The organism is Bradyrhizobium sp. 4 (assembly GCF_023100905.1).
Taxonomy (GTDB): Bacteria; Pseudomonadota; Alphaproteobacteria; order Rhizobiales; family Xanthobacteraceae; genus Bradyrhizobium.
Map to the genome: position 1 here is coordinate 4,944,407 of NZ_CP064686.1, position 17,142 is coordinate 4,961,548.

Annotated in this window: 17 protein-coding genes and 1 pseudogene; 11 read left to right on the top strand and 7 right to left on the bottom strand. The window is 63.6% G+C overall.

The features are described 5' to 3' along the window. The first annotated feature begins 350 nt into the window (after positions 1-350). The gene (locus IVB45_RS23525) at positions 351-704 is read left to right on the top strand and encodes a cupin domain-containing protein (RefSeq protein ID WP_247362204.1); all 354 of its coding nucleotides are present in this window, start codon (positions 351-353) and stop codon (positions 702-704) included. Between the two features lie 17 nt (positions 705-721). On the opposite strand, the gene IVB45_RS23530 is transcribed toward IVB45_RS23525, so the two are convergent. From IVB45_RS23530 to IVB45_RS23550, 5 genes are all read right to left on the bottom strand, one after another. Then, the gene (locus IVB45_RS23530) at positions 722-1,234 is read right to left on the bottom strand and encodes a hypothetical protein (RefSeq protein ID WP_247362206.1); all 513 of its coding nucleotides are present in this window, start codon (positions 1,232-1,234) and stop codon (positions 722-724) included. 114 nt (positions 1,235-1,348) lie between these two features. After that, the gene (locus tag IVB45_RS23535) at positions 1,349-1,777 is read right to left on the bottom strand and encodes a VOC family protein (RefSeq protein ID WP_247362208.1); all 429 of its coding nucleotides are present in this window, start codon (positions 1,775-1,777) and stop codon (positions 1,349-1,351) included. A gap of 109 nt (positions 1,778-1,886) precedes the next feature. After that, positions 1,887-2,147 (bottom strand): DUF5680 domain-containing protein, encoded by a 261-nt coding sequence (locus tag IVB45_RS23540; protein ID WP_247362210.1) that lies wholly within the window; start codon positions 2,145-2,147, stop codon positions 1,887-1,889. Beyond that, entirely contained in the window at positions 2,144-2,368 is a 225-nt protein-coding gene (locus IVB45_RS23545) for a hypothetical protein (RefSeq protein WP_247362212.1), read from the bottom strand. Before IVB45_RS23545 ends, IVB45_RS23540 begins: the two co-directional genes overlap by 4 nt. Before the next feature lie 3 nt (positions 2,369-2,371). After that, the gene (locus IVB45_RS23550; RefSeq protein ID WP_247362215.1) at positions 2,372-3,523 is read right to left on the bottom strand and encodes a zinc-binding dehydrogenase; all 1,152 of its coding nucleotides are present in this window, start codon (positions 3,521-3,523) and stop codon (positions 2,372-2,374) included. Between the two features lie 254 nt (positions 3,524-3,777). Between IVB45_RS23550 and IVB45_RS23555 the strand changes: the two genes are divergently transcribed. The 4 genes from IVB45_RS23555 (at position 3,778) to IVB45_RS23570 (ending at position 7,882) form a co-directional block, all read left to right on the top strand. After that, the gene (locus tag IVB45_RS23555) at positions 3,778-5,025 is read left to right on the top strand and encodes an MFS transporter (RefSeq protein ID WP_256469447.1); all 1,248 of its coding nucleotides are present in this window, start codon (positions 3,778-3,780) and stop codon (positions 5,023-5,025) included. 52 nt (positions 5,026-5,077) lie between these two features. Further along, positions 5,078-6,244: an MFS transporter gene (locus IVB45_RS23560; RefSeq protein ID WP_247362216.1), complete on the top strand. Its 1,167-nt coding sequence runs from the start codon at positions 5,078-5,080 to the stop codon at positions 6,242-6,244. Between the two features lie 68 nt (positions 6,245-6,312). After that, complete coding sequence (locus IVB45_RS23565; RefSeq protein WP_007602573.1) at positions 6,313-6,924, top strand: PilZ domain-containing protein; 612 nt, start codon at positions 6,313-6,315, stop codon at positions 6,922-6,924. A 331-nt stretch (positions 6,925-7,255) separates the two neighbouring features. Beyond that, complete coding sequence (locus tag IVB45_RS23570) at positions 7,256-7,882, top strand: transglutaminase-like cysteine peptidase (RefSeq protein WP_247362218.1); 627 nt, start codon at positions 7,256-7,258, stop codon at positions 7,880-7,882. A gap of 122 nt (positions 7,883-8,004) precedes the next feature. On the opposite strand, the pseudogene IVB45_RS23575 reads toward IVB45_RS23570, so the two are convergent. Next, positions 8,005-9,742, bottom strand: a pseudogene (locus IVB45_RS23575) (CHAD domain-containing protein). Between the two features lie 310 nt (positions 9,743-10,052). Here IVB45_RS23575 and IVB45_RS23580 point away from each other — a divergent pair. Further along, complete coding sequence (locus IVB45_RS23580; RefSeq protein ID WP_247362220.1) at positions 10,053-10,865, top strand: helix-turn-helix domain-containing protein; 813 nt, start codon at positions 10,053-10,055, stop codon at positions 10,863-10,865. Positions 10,866-10,982: 117 nt separating this feature from the next. Beyond that, positions 10,983-11,960 (top strand): tripartite tricarboxylate transporter substrate binding protein, encoded by a 978-nt coding sequence (locus tag IVB45_RS23585; protein WP_247362222.1) that lies wholly within the window; start codon positions 10,983-10,985, stop codon positions 11,958-11,960. Between the two features lie 42 nt (positions 11,961-12,002). Here IVB45_RS23585 and IVB45_RS23590 read toward each other — a convergent pair whose 3' ends face one another. Then, a complete protein-coding gene (locus IVB45_RS23590) occupies positions 12,003-12,710 on the bottom strand; it encodes a GntR family transcriptional regulator (protein WP_247362224.1) in 708 nt (235 codons plus the stop codon). Positions 12,711-12,975: 265 nt separating this feature from the next. Here IVB45_RS23590 and IVB45_RS23595 point away from each other — a divergent pair, with 265 nt between their 5' ends. From IVB45_RS23595 to IVB45_RS23610, 4 genes are read left to right on the top strand one after another with little or no spacing between them, the layout of a single operon-like run. Further along, positions 12,976-13,962: an ABC transporter ATP-binding protein gene (locus IVB45_RS23595; RefSeq protein WP_247362227.1), complete on the top strand. Its 987-nt coding sequence runs from the start codon at positions 12,976-12,978 to the stop codon at positions 13,960-13,962. A 42-nt stretch (positions 13,963-14,004) separates the two neighbouring features. After that, positions 14,005-15,294, top strand: coding sequence for a PotD/PotF family extracellular solute-binding protein (locus IVB45_RS23600; RefSeq protein ID WP_247287150.1), 1,290 nt, complete (start codon positions 14,005-14,007; stop codon positions 15,292-15,294). Positions 15,295-15,298: 4 nt separating this feature from the next. Continuing rightward, positions 15,299-16,258 (top strand): ABC transporter permease, encoded by a 960-nt coding sequence (locus IVB45_RS23605; protein ID WP_247287152.1) that lies wholly within the window; start codon positions 15,299-15,301, stop codon positions 16,256-16,258. Between the two features lie 3 nt (positions 16,259-16,261). Then, on the top strand, positions 16,262-17,140 hold the full coding sequence (locus IVB45_RS23610) for an ABC transporter permease (RefSeq protein WP_027567789.1): 879 nt from the start codon (positions 16,262-16,264) through the stop codon (positions 17,138-17,140). The last annotated feature ends 2 nt before the right edge of the window (positions 17,141-17,142 follow it).

Genomic DNA, 17,142 nt, shown 5'->3' on the forward strand with positions numbered 1-17,142 from the left:
TGGACGCTCTTTACGCCAAGTGCGGGCAAATCACCATGCCTATGACGCATGGCTTTGGTGATGCCGACAATAAGCTTACTGGCCAGCTCGACCCACTACATGCAGCGTTTTCGGGCCGTTTCGCTGCATATAGCGGGATTTTGCGCCGAAGTAGAGGGTTTTCGCGGCCACCCGGCTCACATTGTGCGCCATTGGCCTGCCGGGATGCGCAGATGACCTCTCTCGGTCGAACGGCTTGTGTGGCGACTGCACGCCTTGCGACGAGACCACAGCCGTCGAGACGCAAGTCTTGTCGCCCAAGCGCGTCGCCCCCAAATCGTGCCTAACGAGGAAGCAAAGAAGGGTGACACATGGCCGACGGCATATCGCTTGCCGATAAACTCGCGACTTTTGGGGATTTCTGGTCTCCGCGCACGATCACGACCTTCAACGACTGCGACGTGATGGTGGTGAAGGTGAAGGGAGAGTTCACCTGGCACAAGCACGACGACACCGACGATTTCTTTCTCGTCGTGAAAGGCAGCTTGGACATCGAATTGCGGGATTGCACGGTGACGCTCGGTCCGGGCGAACTCTATGTCGTGCCCAAAGGTGTTGAGCATCGCCCGGTCGCGCGCGAGGAAGTTCATCTCCTGCTGATCGAGCCAACCGGCACGCCGAACACGGGCGACAAGGCCACCGCCGCGGCCCGCACGCTCGCATAGAGAGCGACGCGCGGGCCCTAATCCCTGGAGGTCACCAGCCTGCCGAATCCGCCGGCCAGCCTGGCTCTGGCCCGCGCAACAGTGTCCCTCGCCGCGCGGCCCAAGGCGCGGACCGCGCGCCAGGCTTCGGTCGCCTGCAGCCATGCCCTTACCTCGGTGACCTTCCCATAGGCCCAGGCGAAGGCTGGAATCCTCATCAGCTTGTCACGGGTGAGATGGAACAGGCGCTCGACCAGCACCAGCTTGAGCAGCTCGCCGATGATGAACGTCACCGCCCCACTCACGACCTGGCCGGTCGCCGCGAGATAGGCCGCCACGGGCTTGACCGGCTCCAGGATAATGACGGGCACGGAAAACAGGGCGAGCGAGCAATAAGGCGACAGCGATCTGATCCAGCCGCGCAATCGCTTCAACTGGAGGTGCCGCCCGATCCAGCGCGAGATTGGCCTCGCCACAGCCATGAAGACCGCATCCACCAGGAAGTAGATGGCGGCCAGGATGTAAGTGACGGGTTTCAGGATTCGCTTCACGATGAACTCTCCCGTGAACTGAAAGCCGAAACCCGGGCCTAAGTTTCACCCCGGCGTGAATAACTCGGGGATTTTCGATGGAACTTTTCGTGCACGGCCGCCCGCTCCCGGGGTTCAGATCTCCGCATAGACCTCCAAAAGATTGCCGTCGGGATCACGGAAGAACAGCGTCCGATGCCCGAACGACTGGTTCGTCGGCGGCGACAGCAGCGCCACGCCGTGGCGTGCAAGTTCGTCGGCACACGCATCGACTTCGGCCGCGCAGACCTTAAAAGCCAGTTGCAGCGAGGCACTGCCCGCCGGCGTCGGTGTGTCAGTCGCGGTCCGGCCCGGTGTAGCGAGAGCCAGCGTGTTGGGGCCCAACCCGTACTCGATCCAGTTCGCCGACAGCTCCCGCAGCAGCGGAAACGCGAGGACGTCTTCATAGAAGCGGCGCATCGCCGCCATGTCGCGCACGAAGACGACGGTGTAGTCGATCGCACGGATGGCGCGGAAGGGCGAGCGGGTGCGTTGGATCGGTTCGGTTGTCATCTCGTCCTTCATTCCAAACGCCGGCTCGTAGCCCGGATAGAGCGTAGCAGAATAGGAGGAGCCACAGGCGAGAATCCCGGATTACGCTGCGCTCCATCCGGGCTACAGGGCTCGCGAGACTTTATCGCAACAAACCGCCACTGTAACGGACCGCATAGAGCGGCACGCCATCCTGCCGCGCGATCGTCTCGACACCGTGGAAACGATCGAGCGCGCCCTCGACCTCGTTCCGATAAATCATGCCTGCCTGCTCGAACAGATGCGGGCCCCGAAACGGATACTCGACGCTGACGTCCAGCAACGCCTGGCGCAGGAATTTGTAGACCGCGAGGAAGGTGTCTCGATCCGTGATCTCCGCGCGGACGCCACCGCTGTAGCTCATCGACCAAATGACGCGCTCATCCCGAGACACGGTCTCCTGCCGACAAAGAACCCTATTCCGAAATAGATATCGCGATAGGCATAGGGTGCCGCGCGATGCTCGAGCTGCTTTGAGCCTCTGAGCGGCGGAGCGGCCACGGTGGCGTCGTCGTCGAGGCCCGCATAGGTCCGCCGCTTGGCTTCGACCAGAAACGCCGCGAGCTCGTGCGGAATCGATACCATCGCCTACTCCACCAGTTCCGGCCACGGCACGATCGTCGATTTCACCGTCTTCATCGCCATCGCGTCCCTCACCGCCTGCGCGACGCCGTCTTCCGTGAACGGATAGATCGTCTGCATCTTCAGCCAGGGATATTTGCCCGCCGTGCGATGGAGCATGTCGACGCCGAGCGGCAGATCGTTGGCGCTAAAACCCCAGGAGCCCAGCACGTTGATATCCTTGGTGCAGATGCGGTGCCAGGAGGTCTCGATCGAGCCGGCGTCGGTGAACTGGCCCATCTCGACATAGGTGCCGCCGTCACGCAGCATCTCGATGCCTTCGGGGCCGGCGGTCGGATGACCCGAACAATCCATCACCAGATCGGCGCCGAACCCACCGACGATGTCGCGCACGCGGGCGATGCGTGCCTCGGGCGATTTGATCTCCTCGATGTTCACCGTCGCCTCCGCGCCGAACTCGCGCGCGAGCTTGAGCCGGGGCTCCTCCGGTGCGCCGACACAGATCACGCGCCCTGCCCCCATCTCCTGGGCAGCAGCGACCGCGAGAATGCCGATCGGGCCCGAGCCCTGGATCACCACGGTGTCGCCCCAGGTGAAACCACCGGCGCGGCTCGCGCGATTGAAGGCACGGATGCAGGAGGTCAGCGGCTCCGACAGCGCACCCAGACGCAGCGACATGTCGTCCGGCAATTTGTAGATCTTGGTGCCCGGCAGCATGTCGAGATCGACATAGACATATTCGGCCCAGCCGCCCCACATGTGAGGCGCCTTGTCGAAGCCGAGATAGCGGCCGTAATAGACCGGCGTCAGGCACTTGTTGGCGGTCAGGGGATAATGGATGCAGTAATAACAGCGGCCGCAGGGCATCAGCGGCGGGATCATCACTTTTGATCCGACCTTGAGCGGCTTGCTCATGAAGTCCTCGGTGAATTCGTCGCCGCATTCGACGATGATGCCGCCGAGCTCATGGCCGAGCGTGAACGGCCATGGCAGCGGCTTCGGCCAATGCCCTTTCAGGATGTGCAGGTCGGTGCCGCAGACGCCGCAGGCGCCGACCTTGATCAGCGCGGCCTTTTTGCCGACCTTCGGCCACGGCACGCTGCGGATGACGGGCTCGCTGCCCGGCCCTGCGTGGGTGCAGACGCGGATCTGGTCCATGGCGTGTCCTCGATGCCCGCTTGTTGTGTAGTCAGTGGTTGCGAGCTTGGGATGAAGCGTATGTGAGATGCGCGGTCGTGCCAAGCCGTGGGCTCGTAGCCTGCACGGAGCGAAGCGGAATGCGGGACCAGCGGCCCCGGATTACGCTTCGCTCCACCCGGGCTACGGGACTGTCCTTACGCACCCAAGTGTCTTGAGCGGCTGGCGGCGAACGTGTAGGCACGGCGCGAAAAGTCCCACCCCCAGGTGCCCGCTTGAACCCCCTCCCCCAAAATCCCGTGGTCGCGTCCGGCTCGTTCGCGGCGATGAAGTCGGTGCCCTACCGGCTCCAGTTCATCGCTTACGTGCTGGCGATGATGGCCGACAATATCGAGCATGTGATCAGCTATTGGGTGGTGTTCCAGAAATTCCATTCGCCGGCGCTGGCAGGCTTTGCGGTGCTCTCGCACTGGCTGCCGTTCCTGCTGTTCTCGGTCGCGGTTGGAGGGCTGGCCGACCGGGTCGATCCGCGCCGCATCATTCAATGCGGCATGCTGCTGTTCATTGTTGCCTCGGCTGGATGGGGTTTCTTCTTCATCACCGACGCCATCGAGATGTGGCACGCCATGCTGCTGCTGGTGATCCATGGCTGCGCCGGCGTGTTGTGGCAGACGCCCAACCAGCTGCTGCTCTATGATCTCGTCGGTCCGGCCGATCTTCCGAGCGCAGTGCGGCTGAATGCGATGGCGCGCTATCTCGGCATTCTGGTCGGCCCCGCCGTCGGCGGAATCATCATGCTCACGCTCGGCACCTCGCACGGCATCATCTTCAACACGCTATTCTATCTGCCGATGCTGCTGTGGCTGTTCTGGGCGCCGGTGCGGGACAAGAGTGTCGCGGTGCGGCGCTTCGCCGTGCGGGGCTTCGCCGACATCATACTGACGATCCGCGCCATCGGCACCCAGCCGGTGCTGACGGCGATGACATGGCTTGCCGGCCTCACCTCCTTCATGATCGGCAATGCCTATCACGCCCAGATGCCGGGCTTTGCCGGCGATCTCGGCCATGGCGATCCCGGAATCTCCTACAGCGTGCTGCTCGCGGCCGATGCGGCCGGCGCGCTGCTCGCCGGCATCGCGCTGGAATCCTGGGGGCGGCTCAAGGGCACGCCGCGCACCGCGATCATGCTCGCCATGCTGTGGAGCGTGGCGCTGCTCGGCTTCGCCTCGGTGCGGATCTATCCGGTCGCGATCGTGCTGTTGTTCTTTGCAGGATTCTTCGAGCTGTCGTTCAACACCATGGCGCAGGCGCTGGTGCAGTTGAACGCGCCGTCCGACATTCGCGGCCGCGTCGTCGGCCTCTACAACATGGCGGGGCTCGGCATGCGGGCGTTCAGCGGCATTACCGTCGGCTTGTTCGGTGCGGCGATCGGCATTCACTGGTCGCTCGGGCTCTCGGCCGCGGTGCTGCTGGCGCTGCTATGTTTTCTCTATGGGCGCGCGGCGAGGAAGACGCCCGGTTGACTCCGGCGTCTCCCCACCGCACGCTCGATGTAGGGTTTGGGGAGATGAGGCGTTGCGCAATCGCTGGGGCATACTTGCGATCCTGTTCGTCGTTCGCCTCACCATCGCATTCCAGTTCCAGAGCGTGGCCGCGGTCGCGCCGCTGCTGCAGCAGAGCTTCGGCGTCGGACTCGCCGATATCGGCATCCTGATCGGACTCTATTTCACACCGGGCATCGTGCTGGCGCTGCCGGGCGGCGCGATTGGCCGCACCCTCGGCGACAAGCCCACCACGATCGTGGCGCTGCTGCTGATGACGGCGGGCAGTCTCGTCATGGCCACCACCGACGTCTGGGGCTGGCAGATGGCGGGCCGGCTCGCCTCGGGCGCCGGTGGCGTGTTGCTGACCGTGCAACTCACCAAGATGGGCACCGACTGGTTTGCGGGCAAGGAGATCGCCACCGCGATGGCCATCTTCGTCAACTCCTGGCCGGCGGGCGTTGCGATCTCGCTGCTGGTGCTGCCGGCGATCGGCACGGCCTACGGCGCAGGCGCCGTGTTTCTCGTAGCCGGCGCGCTGACCGCGATCGGCATTGTGCTGATCACGTTCTACCAATCGCCGCCGGGAGCAACCGCCAGCGCGACCGGCTCCGGGCGGCTTGATCCGCTCGCGCTTCTGGCGGTGATCGTCGCGGGTGCGATCTGGGGCCTCTATAATGTCGGCTTCGCCATGATCTTCTCGTTCGGCCCCTCGCTGCTCGCCGAGCGCGGCTGGAGCATTGCCGCGGCGGGATCGGCGATCAGCCTCGTGATGTGGCTGTCGGTGATCTCAGTGCCGGCAGGCGGCTATCTCGCCGATCGCTTCAAGCGGCCGTTCGTACTGGCGATCGCGGCCAGCCTGGTGGTCGCCGCCCTGCTGGCCTGGCTGACCCGGTCCGACGCCGTGATCACGATCCTCGTCCTGATCGGCCTGTTCGGGGGCCTTCCGGCCGGCCCGATCATGAGCCTCACCGCCCGCGTGCTTGCCCTTGAAACCAGGGCGATCGGGATGGGCGTGTTCTACACTCTGTTCTATGCCGCGATGATGCTGGGACCGGCCATTGCCGGCCGGCTCGCCAAATCGGCCGGCACTGCCGCGGTCGCGCTCGACCTCGGCGCGCTGACGGTGCTGGCCTGCCCGCCCCTGATGTGGCTTTTCGAACGCATTGTTTCTGTTCGTCATCGCCGCGCCCGATCCTAACGCGGCATTAACCCTGTGCACCTTAGGGTCGTCCCGGACTCCGCCAGGCGGGGGGTCGGGTTGTGAAAATGGCGTTGGCGCACAAAAAATTTCTTCCGGCCGCCGAGGAACGTCGGCGTTTCCAGCGGGTGAAGGTTCACCTGCTCGGCCGCTACATGCTGCCGGACCGCCGTGAATTCCCTTGCCAGGTGATCAACATGTCGCCGGGCGGGCTGGCACTGCTGGCCCCCGGCATCGGCAATGTCGGCGACCGCGTGGTCGCCTATCTCGACCATATCGGCCGCGTCGAGGGCAAGATCACCCGCATCATCGACAATGGCTTCGCCATGACGGTCGGTGCGACACCGCGAAAGCGCGACAAGCTCGCGGCACAGCTGACCTGGCTCGCCAACCGCGACATCCTCAATTTGCCGGAAGACCGCCGCCACGATCGTATCGTACCGCGCAACCCGATCGCGGTGCTGACGCTCGAGGACGGCACCAAGATGACCTGCCGCATCATCGACCTTTCGCTCTCGGGCGCCGCCATCGCCGCCGAGAACCGTCCCCCGCTGAAATCGACGGTTCTGCTCGGCCGGGTGCAGGGCCGCGTGGTCCGAAATCTCGAAGACGGCTTCGCGCTTGAGTTCATGCATTCGCAGCCGATAGAAACTCTCGAAGAGAGCGTTACCGCGCGGTAAAGCGCCAAGGCACCAAAACCACTGCGTTTCCAGTACTGAAGGCGGCCTCCGCGATGCGGACGCCGCCTTTTTCATGGGTTGTGACGAGGCTCGCGCGGGTTAACGCGGAGGCTGCGGGTGCGTGCAAACAACGGTTCCGCCAGCGTTTCCGCGTTACTCGATAAAATTTGAATCAATTGCAGTCATATCGAATTTTATTCAAGTTTGATTCAAGTATAGATCGAATTCGCCGCGTGTTTTACTTGCATTCGTCTCGACTTGACTTGACTGACTTAGCGGCAACTCAAAAGCTCCCTGCGCAATGTGGTCCCAACAAGAAACGGGGGCCGCAATGTTTGATTTCATGGGACAGGGGAAGGGAATGGCGCTGGCCGCCATGCTCTTCGGAATGAGCGCGGCAGCGCAGGCCGGCGAAGGCCGTCTGCTCTACGCAAGCCTCGGCGACACCACGCGTGCGCCGATCGGCTGGGTCGAGTTCTGTGCGGATAATGCTGCCCAGTGCCAAGGCGCACCGACGCAACCGCGCGACATCGTGATGTCGCAGGCTGCATGGCGCGACCTCGTCAAGGTCAATCGCTGGGTCAACGAGACCGTCAAGCCTTTGACCGACCAGGAGCACTGGGGCGTGATCGAAAAATGGTCGCTGCCGTCGGACGGTTACGGCGACTGTGAAGACTACGTGCTGTTGAAGCGCAAGATGCTGATCGATGCCGGATGGCCCCGCGAGGCCCTGCTCATCACCGTTGTGCGCGACAAGAAGGGCGAAGGACACGCGGTGCTGACGGTGAAAACCGACAAGGGCGAGTTCGTTCTCGACAATCAGAACGAGAACGTCGTTGCCTGGACGGAGACCGGCTACCGCTTCGTCAAGCGCCAGTCGCAGAGCGATCCAAACGTCTGGGTCTCGCTCGGCGACACCAAGCCGGCGGTCTCCACCGCCAGCGCGAGAGATCAGTAGAGACAAACGAAAGAGATACGCGACCCGGTCACATCCCCACCCCTCCCCGTCCCAGACCGGTTCGCGCGCGCCCAGCCATCCCCCAATGGCTGGGCGCAACTTTTTTGGGGAACGTCCTTTGCTCAGTCCTGCGGCGTCTGCCGCGACCAGGGCACGCGCGCGGCGGTGAAATCGCGCCATGTGCTTTGCAGGGCGGGCTGCACCCCGACCGACGCGCGCGCCTGCCAGCCGGCGATCGCCGCCGCGGCGATGGCGCAGTCGGGCTCGGCATCAAGCCCGTCGAGCAATGATGCCGTGACTGCCATATCGTTGAAGGCGCCAAGCTGCTCCTGCAGGCCGGCCAGCCTGCGCGAGAATTTTCGCGCGGATTTGCGATCTGCGAACAGCGGCAGCAGAAACTCGCTGAGATAGCGCAGCCGCTTGGTCGCGAGCCGCAGGCGGTGCAGACCTTCGGCGGAAAGCGACTTGAAGCGGCGGCCGCGCCTGAGCACCTTCGCATATTGCTCCGACAGAATGCGCTGCGCGAAGTTGACGGCGGGCTCGGCAAGCTGGCCGAGATCCTGCGCGGCGACGTCGTTGCGCCAGCCCCGCGTCTCGATCCAGCTGCCGAGGCCGAGCAGGAACACGGCGCAGCGGCGATCTTCGAGCGCGCCATGCGCCCTGCGATAGGCGTCGGACTGACGCCCGGCCGCCGCCCGGCCCAGCGCATCGAAGCCCGCGACCGACGGACAGGCTGTTGCGATCGTCGGCAAGATGTCGAGCCGGAACACATCCCAGTCGCGCGCGGCGGAGAGGTCTTGCGCCAGCCATCTGGCTTCCGACCGCAGCGCATCGAGATTGAGCGCGCCGACCGACCGCATCAGACCCAGCGCAGATCGAAGCCGGCGCAGCGAGACGCGCAGCTGATGGACGCCTTCCGGATTACGGCCGTCCTCGGCCGCCGGCAGCGACTGAAGCAAATGGAGGAAGCAGGAGCGCAGGATTGTCGCGAACGCCTCGTCCAATGTCACCGACGGATCGAGACGAAGTTTTCGCGGACGCCGCGCCGAGGGCGGCTTGTCGGCGGCAAGATCGAACCCGCGCGCCGATTTGGAGCGGATCGACGGCATTACGTCGCCGTGCTCCGCGAGCCGCAGCGCGATCTCGTAGATCGCGCTCGCGCTGCCGCTCTTGAGCTCCAGCTCGATCTCGCTCACGGGCAGTGAACGATTGCCGGCCGTCAACTCGCCCCGGTCGAAGGCGATCTCGACCGTGCCCGACGGCAGATCGATCATCCGCGCATGACGACGGACATCGGCGGTGACGACCGCTTCGAGCGGCTGCGCTTCCACTTGGCCACGAAGCTTCTCCGGAATGAAGGGCATCGCGAGAGCCAGATCGGGCGCAAGCGATGGTACGCTCGCCTCCCACTCACTACGGCGGAGCGGATCGTCCGCCGCATCAGTCTTCACGGTTTGGACGAAGCGCGCGCCGCTCTGACGAACGCGCAAGCTCAAGCCGTTGCGACGCAACGTCCGCTCCGGCGTGTCGTAATAGACGGACTTGAGATGTTTGCGCGTGCCCTTGTTGCGCGCGTTCGCCGCGATGACGGGCGCAGCGTTGAAATGCGCCATGCGATCGGCATCGACGAGAAGCTTGAGCTCGATCTCACCGGCACCATGCGCGGCAGCGCTCGACCGGAGTGGTTCCGTTGCCGGTTCCACGTCTTGCGAAGGCGTCTGATCGATCACAGGTTCAGCGACTACCACGCTGCCTGAAGAAGCCGGCGACAACTTGCGTTCTCTTGTTGTCCTTCGCAACAGGATTCCCATCCCGCGCGCTCGGATGCTTGCGAACCGGCGTTGCATCTGACTTCAGCATTTACAGGTACATGACAGTTCGATGACAGAGCGTCATCCTATAGCCGGTGCGCCTCGCCAGGACTAGTCACGTGACGTCGCAGCGCCCGACCATCGACACAGCTTGACCGCAGGAACTAAATTGCCGCCGGGCGCAGCAAGCGGTCGAATTGACTGCGAACCCCGCCCTTCTCGAAACCGAGATGAACGCGTCAGCGAGCTTGACTCATGCCAGCCTTCCCGCAATCGGTGACGATGGCATCGAGCGCGCTGCCCTGTCCCCCGGCGGTTGCTTCATCGGCTAGCGGCACAGGCAATCACAAGGAGCTGCCATGACGTCGTTCCGTCCTGTCATCGCGTTGTCCAGGGGCCTCGAAGTCCTGCGGGTGATCAATCAGGAACGGCAGTCGACCGTCGGCTCGCTGCACAAGGCGACGGGGCTCAACAAGGCAACAATCGTCCGCATGCTCGAGACGCTGGAGCACGAAGGCTATGTGGTGCGCCGTACCGAGCCCACCAGCTACGCGCCGACGGGACGCGCGCTGCTGCTCAGCGCAGGCTATGACGAGCCGACCTGGATTGGCGGCATCGCCGAACCCATCCTCAACAAATTCCGCAAGCAGATCCACTGGCCGTCAGACATCGCGGTGCTCGATCAGGAGTCCATGGTCATCGCCCACACGACGCGCGTGGATGGCTCGCTGCTGTTCAGCCGCCCGCCGGGTTTTCGCTTTCCCGTCCTCGGCACCTCGATGGGACGCGCCTATCTCGCCTTCTGCGAGCCCGCCGAGCAGGAGCGCATTGCCGCGCGGCTTGCCCTCGGTCCCGAGCCCTGGAACGATCTGGCGCGCAATCCCGTCAGGCTTGCCAAAGTGCTGCGCACGATCCACGGCGCCGGCTTCGCAGTCATGGACGAGACCTACAGCCGCCGCGTGTTCGGCGGCGCAGTGTGGGCGATTGGCGTACCCGTCGTTTTGCGGAATCGGCTGTTCGGCAGCATGAACGTGATGATGCTTCGCGAGGCGGTCGGTCTGGAGGACGGCGTGCGGCGCTTCGTACCTTCGATGAAGAAAGTCGCTTCCGCACTTGCGGAGGCGCTCGGCGCCAAGCTTGCCGCGCCGGGTTCTCCTGCAGGTCGGCGATGATCATTTCACACAGTGAAACGATATTTTGATTTCTTGACCCTCCTCATTGCCCGTGTGACACCTCGTTGCGGTGGCTGCCGGCTGCCCAATGACACACTGGGAAAGGGGGAGGCCGAAGTGCGGACATCCGCGAAAATTTGGGCTGCCGCGATTGCATGCCTGACGATAGCCGCTTCTGAAACGGCTTGGGCCGAAGCGTGGCCGACCCGGGCAATCAAGATCGTCGTCTCCACGCCGGCAGGCGGCATCACCGATGCCTTCGCCCGCGCCTATGGCGACTATATCTCGCAGAAGCTTGGCCAGCCGGTCATCGTCGAAAACAAGACCGGAGCCAGCGGCGCGCTGGCGGCACAGTCGGTGAAGGATTCCCCGGCCGACGGTTACACGCTGATGTACACGATCTCGTCCACCCTGCTCGGTAACCGGCTGCTGCTGAAATCGCTGGCCTATGATCCGGACAAGGATTTCACGATCGTCGCGGTGACGCCTTCGGGGCATCTGCCGCTGGTGGTCCATTCCGCCACCAATGCAAAGACGATCGAAGAGTTCGTCGCGTACGCACGTGGCAACAAGGTCACGGCCGGCTCGTACGGGATAGGCTCGTTCGCGCATATTGCGATCGCCGAACTCAACCGCCAATTCGGTCTCGACATTTCCATCGTGCATTACCGCGGCGAAGCGCCGATGTGGCAGGATCTGGCCGCCGGGGTGATCCAGGCGGCGGTCGGCAGCTATCAGGCTGCGCTTCCGGTGCTCGATACCGGCATCGGCCGCCCGATTGCCGTGCCGACACCGGTGCGCATGAAGAAGCTGCCCGAGACCAAGACATTTGCCGAGCAAGGGGTCACCGGCAATGTCTTCCAGCTCATCAGTTTTACCGCGCTGGTGGCGCCCGCTGCGATGCCGGCAGACCGGATCGACATGCTCGCCAAGCTGATGGTCGAAGGCGGCAAGACCGAGCGCGTGCAGAAGCTGCTCGATGCCTTCGGCGTCGATTCGCCGGCCATGGATCGCGCATCCTCGATTGCGCTCTACGAAAAGGAAGGGCCGGTCTGGCTCGAGTCGATCAAGACTCTCGGGTTGGAGCCGCAATAGCCGTCGCCGTGCCCACCCGGGTGCGGACGCGCCTCGTTGAGCTCAGACCCCGAGCACGTCCGCGAGCCGCAACTCGTCGGCGGCGGGATCCTTCAGGAACAGCTCGGCCTCGATCTCGTTCAGATGCGACAACATCTGCGCGCGCGCGGCCTCCCTGTCGCATTTGCGGATCGCGGCGACGATCCCGGCGTGATGATCGGTGCCGCAGGCCGGCGTGTCGTGCCGGCGGTAGAGCAGGATGATCAGCGAGGAGCGCGCAATCAGCTCCCTGAGAAATCCGAGATAGATGCTGTGGCCACTCATCTCGGCGACGAGTCGATGGAAGTCACCGGAGAGGCGGACCGAAGCACGAGCATCGCCACGCAGCTCCGCCTCGCGTTCTTCGGTAAGATGCCGCTGGAGACGCCCGATCCAGGCCGGCGACACCGCGTCAACGGCGTGATCGACGATCGTCGGCTCGATCAGGCGGCGCGCCTCGAACACTTCGCGCGCGTCCGCAGGCGTCGGCCGCGCGACGAAGGCGCCGCGGTTCTTCTCGATGTTGACGATGCCCTCATGCGCGAGCTGTTGAAGCGCGGTGCGAACCAACGTTCGGCTTGCGCCGTAGATCTCGCCGATCTCGTCCTCGCCGAGTTTCGTGCCGGGCAGCAGGCGATGCTCGAGGATCGCCGCGGTCACGCCTTCCCGGATGCGGCTGACGCGATCGCTCGCATCTGGCGCGTCGGATTTCGGTCGGGACTTGACGGCCATGGAGGTGAGGACTCGATCGTCGAAGATGGCGTCGAATCCTAATCGACCAGCTGTATCCAATCACAGGCGAAACTTTATACAATCTGCGCCTGTTTTGTGTGCACGCAACTGCGAAAGCGGCGAGCCGCCCACGCCCGTGGGATTCGATCTAACGATCTGACTCCGCTGCACTGTTTTGGAATTCGGCCGGCCGGGAACGATTCAAGGGCGATTGGCATGGACCTTGCGGAGAGAGGCGCAGCATCGCCCTCGCCCCGGACACGCCATGGCCACTCCTGCCGCCCTCGAACTGGTCGCCGTCACCAAGCGCTACGACACGACGCTGGCGGTCGACACCGTCAATTTGAAGATCCCGGCCGGCACCTATTGCTGCCTGCTCGGCCCCTCCGGCTGCGGCAAAACCTCGACCTTGCGCATGATCGCCGGTCACGAGGCGGTCAGTGAAGGCGACATCATCCTGGGTCCGCAGAACGTCACCGATCTCGAACCCGCCAAGCGCGGCACGGCGATGATGTTCCAGTCTTACGCGCTGTTTCCGCACCTCACCGTGATCGACAACGTGGCGTTTGCCTTGAAAATGCGCGGCATCGACCGGGCGACGCGGCACAAGCGCGCCGGCGAGTTGCTCGAACTGGTCGCGATGACGCCCTACGCGGCCCGCCTCCCCGCACAGCTCTCCGGCGGCCAGCAGCAGCGCGTCGCGCTCGCCCGCGCGCTGATCACCGAGCCGCAGATCCTGTTGCTCGACGAGCCGCTCTCTGCGCTCGATCCGTTCCTGCGGGTGAAGATGCGGGGCGAACTGAAGCGGCTGCAGCGCGAGCTTGGCATCAGCTTCGTTCAGGTCACGCACGGCCAGGAAGAGGCGATGGCGCTCGCCGACCACATCGTGGTGATGAACCAGGGCAGGATCGAACAGCAGGGAAGCGCCCGCGACATCTTCCATCATCCCCGCACCGAATTCGTGGCGCGCTTCATCGGCGGCCACAACGTTCTCAGCGACGCAGGCAAACTCATCGCCGTGCGCGCCGATCAGCTCGGCATCGCGCCGTTCACTGACGGTGCCTTCGGCGCGCCGGCGCTGCTGACCCAGACCGAGTACCAGGGCTCTTACATCGCCGTCTCGCTCACGCTGGAAGACGGGACCGCCCTGTTCTCGCACCTTCCCGAGGCCGCCTTCGACGTCCACCAGTTCCGGCCGGGCGATCGCGTGGTGGCCATTTGGGATCCCGCCAAGGCGCAACGTCTGCAATAGCGCCGATCAATCACCGGAATGCGCAACAGAGGAGTGAGTGATATGACCGAAACGACCAGGAACAAGGGCCTTAGCCGCCGCACGCTACTGAAGAGCACCGCGGGGCTCGCCGGCCTCGCCGCCGGCTCCGGCGCGATCACCGGCTTCCCCTATGTGATGTCCGCCGAGCCGAAGGTGCTGCGCTATCTCGGCACCGCCGTGAACGAGGGCGACGAGATCTCCAAGCAGTGCCTGAAGGACACCGGCATCAAGATCGAATACATCACCGCGACCACCGACGACGTCACCAAGCGCGTGATGACTCAGCCGAATTCCTTCGACGTGCTGGACACCGAATATTTCGCGCTGAAGAAGATCGTGCCCTCGGGCAACATCCTTGCCCTCGACGCCAGGAAGATCAAGGAATTCGACAACATCACGCCCGTCTTCACCAAGGGCCAGACGCCCGGCGGCAAGAAGATCGGCGGCCAGGGTACCGCGCCCTGGAAGGTGCTCTATCTCGAAGGCAAGGACTCCAAGAAGTTCGCGACGTCCGCGACCGAATTCGTCACCTTGATCCCGACCGTCTACAACGCCGACACGCTCGGCATCCGTCCTGATATCATCAAGCGTCCGATCAGCTCGTGGGCCGAGCTGCTCAATCCCGAATTCAAGGGCAAGGCCTCGATCCTCAACATCCCCTCGATCGGCATCATGGATGCCGCGATGGTCGTGGAAGCCACCGGCAAGTACAAATATGCCGACAAGGGCAACATGACCAAGGAAGAGATCGATCTCACCATGAAGGTGATGACCGAGGCCAAGAAGGCCGGTCAGTTCCGCGCCTTCTGGAAAGACTTCAACGAGAGCGTCAACCTGATGGCCTCGGGCGAGACCGTCATCCAGTCGATGTGGTCGCCGGCGGTGACGAAGGTCCGCTCGATGGGGATTGCCTGCACCTTCCAGCCGCTCAAGGAAGGCTATCGCTCCTGGGCCTCGGGCTTCTGCGTTTCCAAGGGCGTCTCGGGTGCGAAACTCGAATGGGCCTATGAGTTCGTCAACTGGTTCCTGTCCGGCTACGCCGGCGCCTATCTCAACCGCCAGGGCTACTACTCCGCCGTGCTCTCCACCGCAAAGGCGCATATGGAGCCTTACGAGTGGGCCTATTGGATGGAAGGCAAGGCGGCCGAAAAGGACATCAAGGCGCCCGACGGCTTGCTGCTCGAAAAGGCCGGCGCCGTGCGCGACGGCGGCTCCTACGAGGACCGCATGGGTGGCGTCGCATGCTGGAACGCTGTGATGGACGAGAACGACTACATGGTCCGCAAGTGGAACGAGTTCATCGCGGCGTAATCTGATGGACACGTCGGAGGACATTTTGCAACAGGCATCCCCGGACCTGGTCCGGGGATCGGAGACGGCGCGCCGCAGCAAAGCGGTGCGGCTGTCGCCCTCCTTCATCTCCTGGCTTCAGGCCGGGCCGATGATGCTGGTGTTCCTCGCCTTCTTCCTGATCCCGCTCGTCTTCGTCGTCATCGTCTCGTTCTGGGACTACAACGAATATCAGTTGCTGCCGGCTTTCTCGGGCCGCGGCTACACCGACACGTTCGAGGGCTGCATCGCGCAGCTCCCCGATCTCTGCACGATCGCCAAGACTTATCTGAAGACGCTGAAGCTCTGCTTCCTCGTGTGGGTCATTACCCTCTTCATCGGCTTCTGGGTCGCCTACTTCCTCGCCTTCCACGTCAAGTCGAAAACCTGGCAGATGGGACTGTCGCTGCTGTGCACGATCCCGTTCTGGACCTCCAACGTGATCCGCATGATCGCCTGGATTCCGCTGCTCGGGCGCAATGGCCTTGTCAACTCAGGCTTGGTCAAGACGGGGCTGATCAACCATCCCGTTGAATGGCTGCTGTTCTCCGAGTTCTCCGTGGTGCTGGCGCTGGTTCACCTCTTCACCTTCTTCATGGTGGTGCCGATCTTCAACTCGATGGTGCGCATCGATAAATCGCTGATCGAGGCCGCCTATGACGCCGGCGCCACCGGCTTCCAGACGCTCGTCAACGTGATTATCCCGCTCGCCAAGCCCGGCATCGTGATCGGCTCGATCTTCGTCATCACCATCGTGATGGGCGACTTCATCACCATCGGCGTGATGGGCGGGCAGCAGATCGCGGCCGCCGGCAAGATCATCGAGACGCGGGTGAACGCGCTGCAATTCCCGGCCGCCGCCGCGAACGCCGTGATCCTGCTCGTCATCACGTTCCTGATCATCACCATGATGTCGCGCATCGTCGACATCAAGAAGGAGCTCTAGAGCATGAAGGAAGGACGTCCGCGCTCTTTCTACGTGCTTGCGATCTTCTTCGCAGCCTACACGCTGTTTCTCTACGGCCCGATGATCGCGATCTACGTGCTGTCGTTCCAGGGGCCGCAGGGTGGCCTCACCTTCCCGATGAACGGTGTGTCGACTTTCTGGATCGCAAAACTGTTCCAGGGCACCGGCATCGTCGATCTCGGCGCGGCCTTTCGCCGTTCGCTGCTGCTCGGCATTATCGTGATGATCGTCACCGTCGTGCTGTCGGTCGCGGCTGGCATGGCGTTTCGCCGCAAGTTCAAGGCGCAGAGCATTTTGTTTTATTCGGCGATCGCGAGCCTGATCGTGCCCTCGATCATCACCTCGCTCGGCATCTCGCTCGAATTCCGCATCATCGACGATTTGATCAAAGCGCACTGGAACGAGAATTTCGAGACCTCGATGGGCCTGCTCACCTCGGGCCTCGGTGCACATTTGACATGGACGCTGCCGTTCGGCCTGCTCATCATGTTCGCGATCTTCAACCGCTTCGATCCCAGGCTCGAGGAAGCCGCGCGCGATCTCGGTGCGACGCCGTGGCAGGCCTTCCGTCATGTCGTGCTGCCGATCATCCTGCCTTCGGTGATCGGTATCGGCCTGTTCGGCTTCACCCTCTCCTGGGACGAGCTCGCACGCTCCAGCCAGGCGATCGGTGCAGTGAACACGTTGCCGCTCGATCTCCAGGGCCTCACCACCACCGTGACCAACCCCGACATCTATGCGCTCGGCACCGTGATCTCCGCCGTCTCGTTCACGGTGATCAGCCTTGCGCTCGGCACCATCCACGTGTTGAACAGGCGGCAGGCGGCCAAAGGCTCGGACGCCGGCAAAGGGCTTGTCTGATC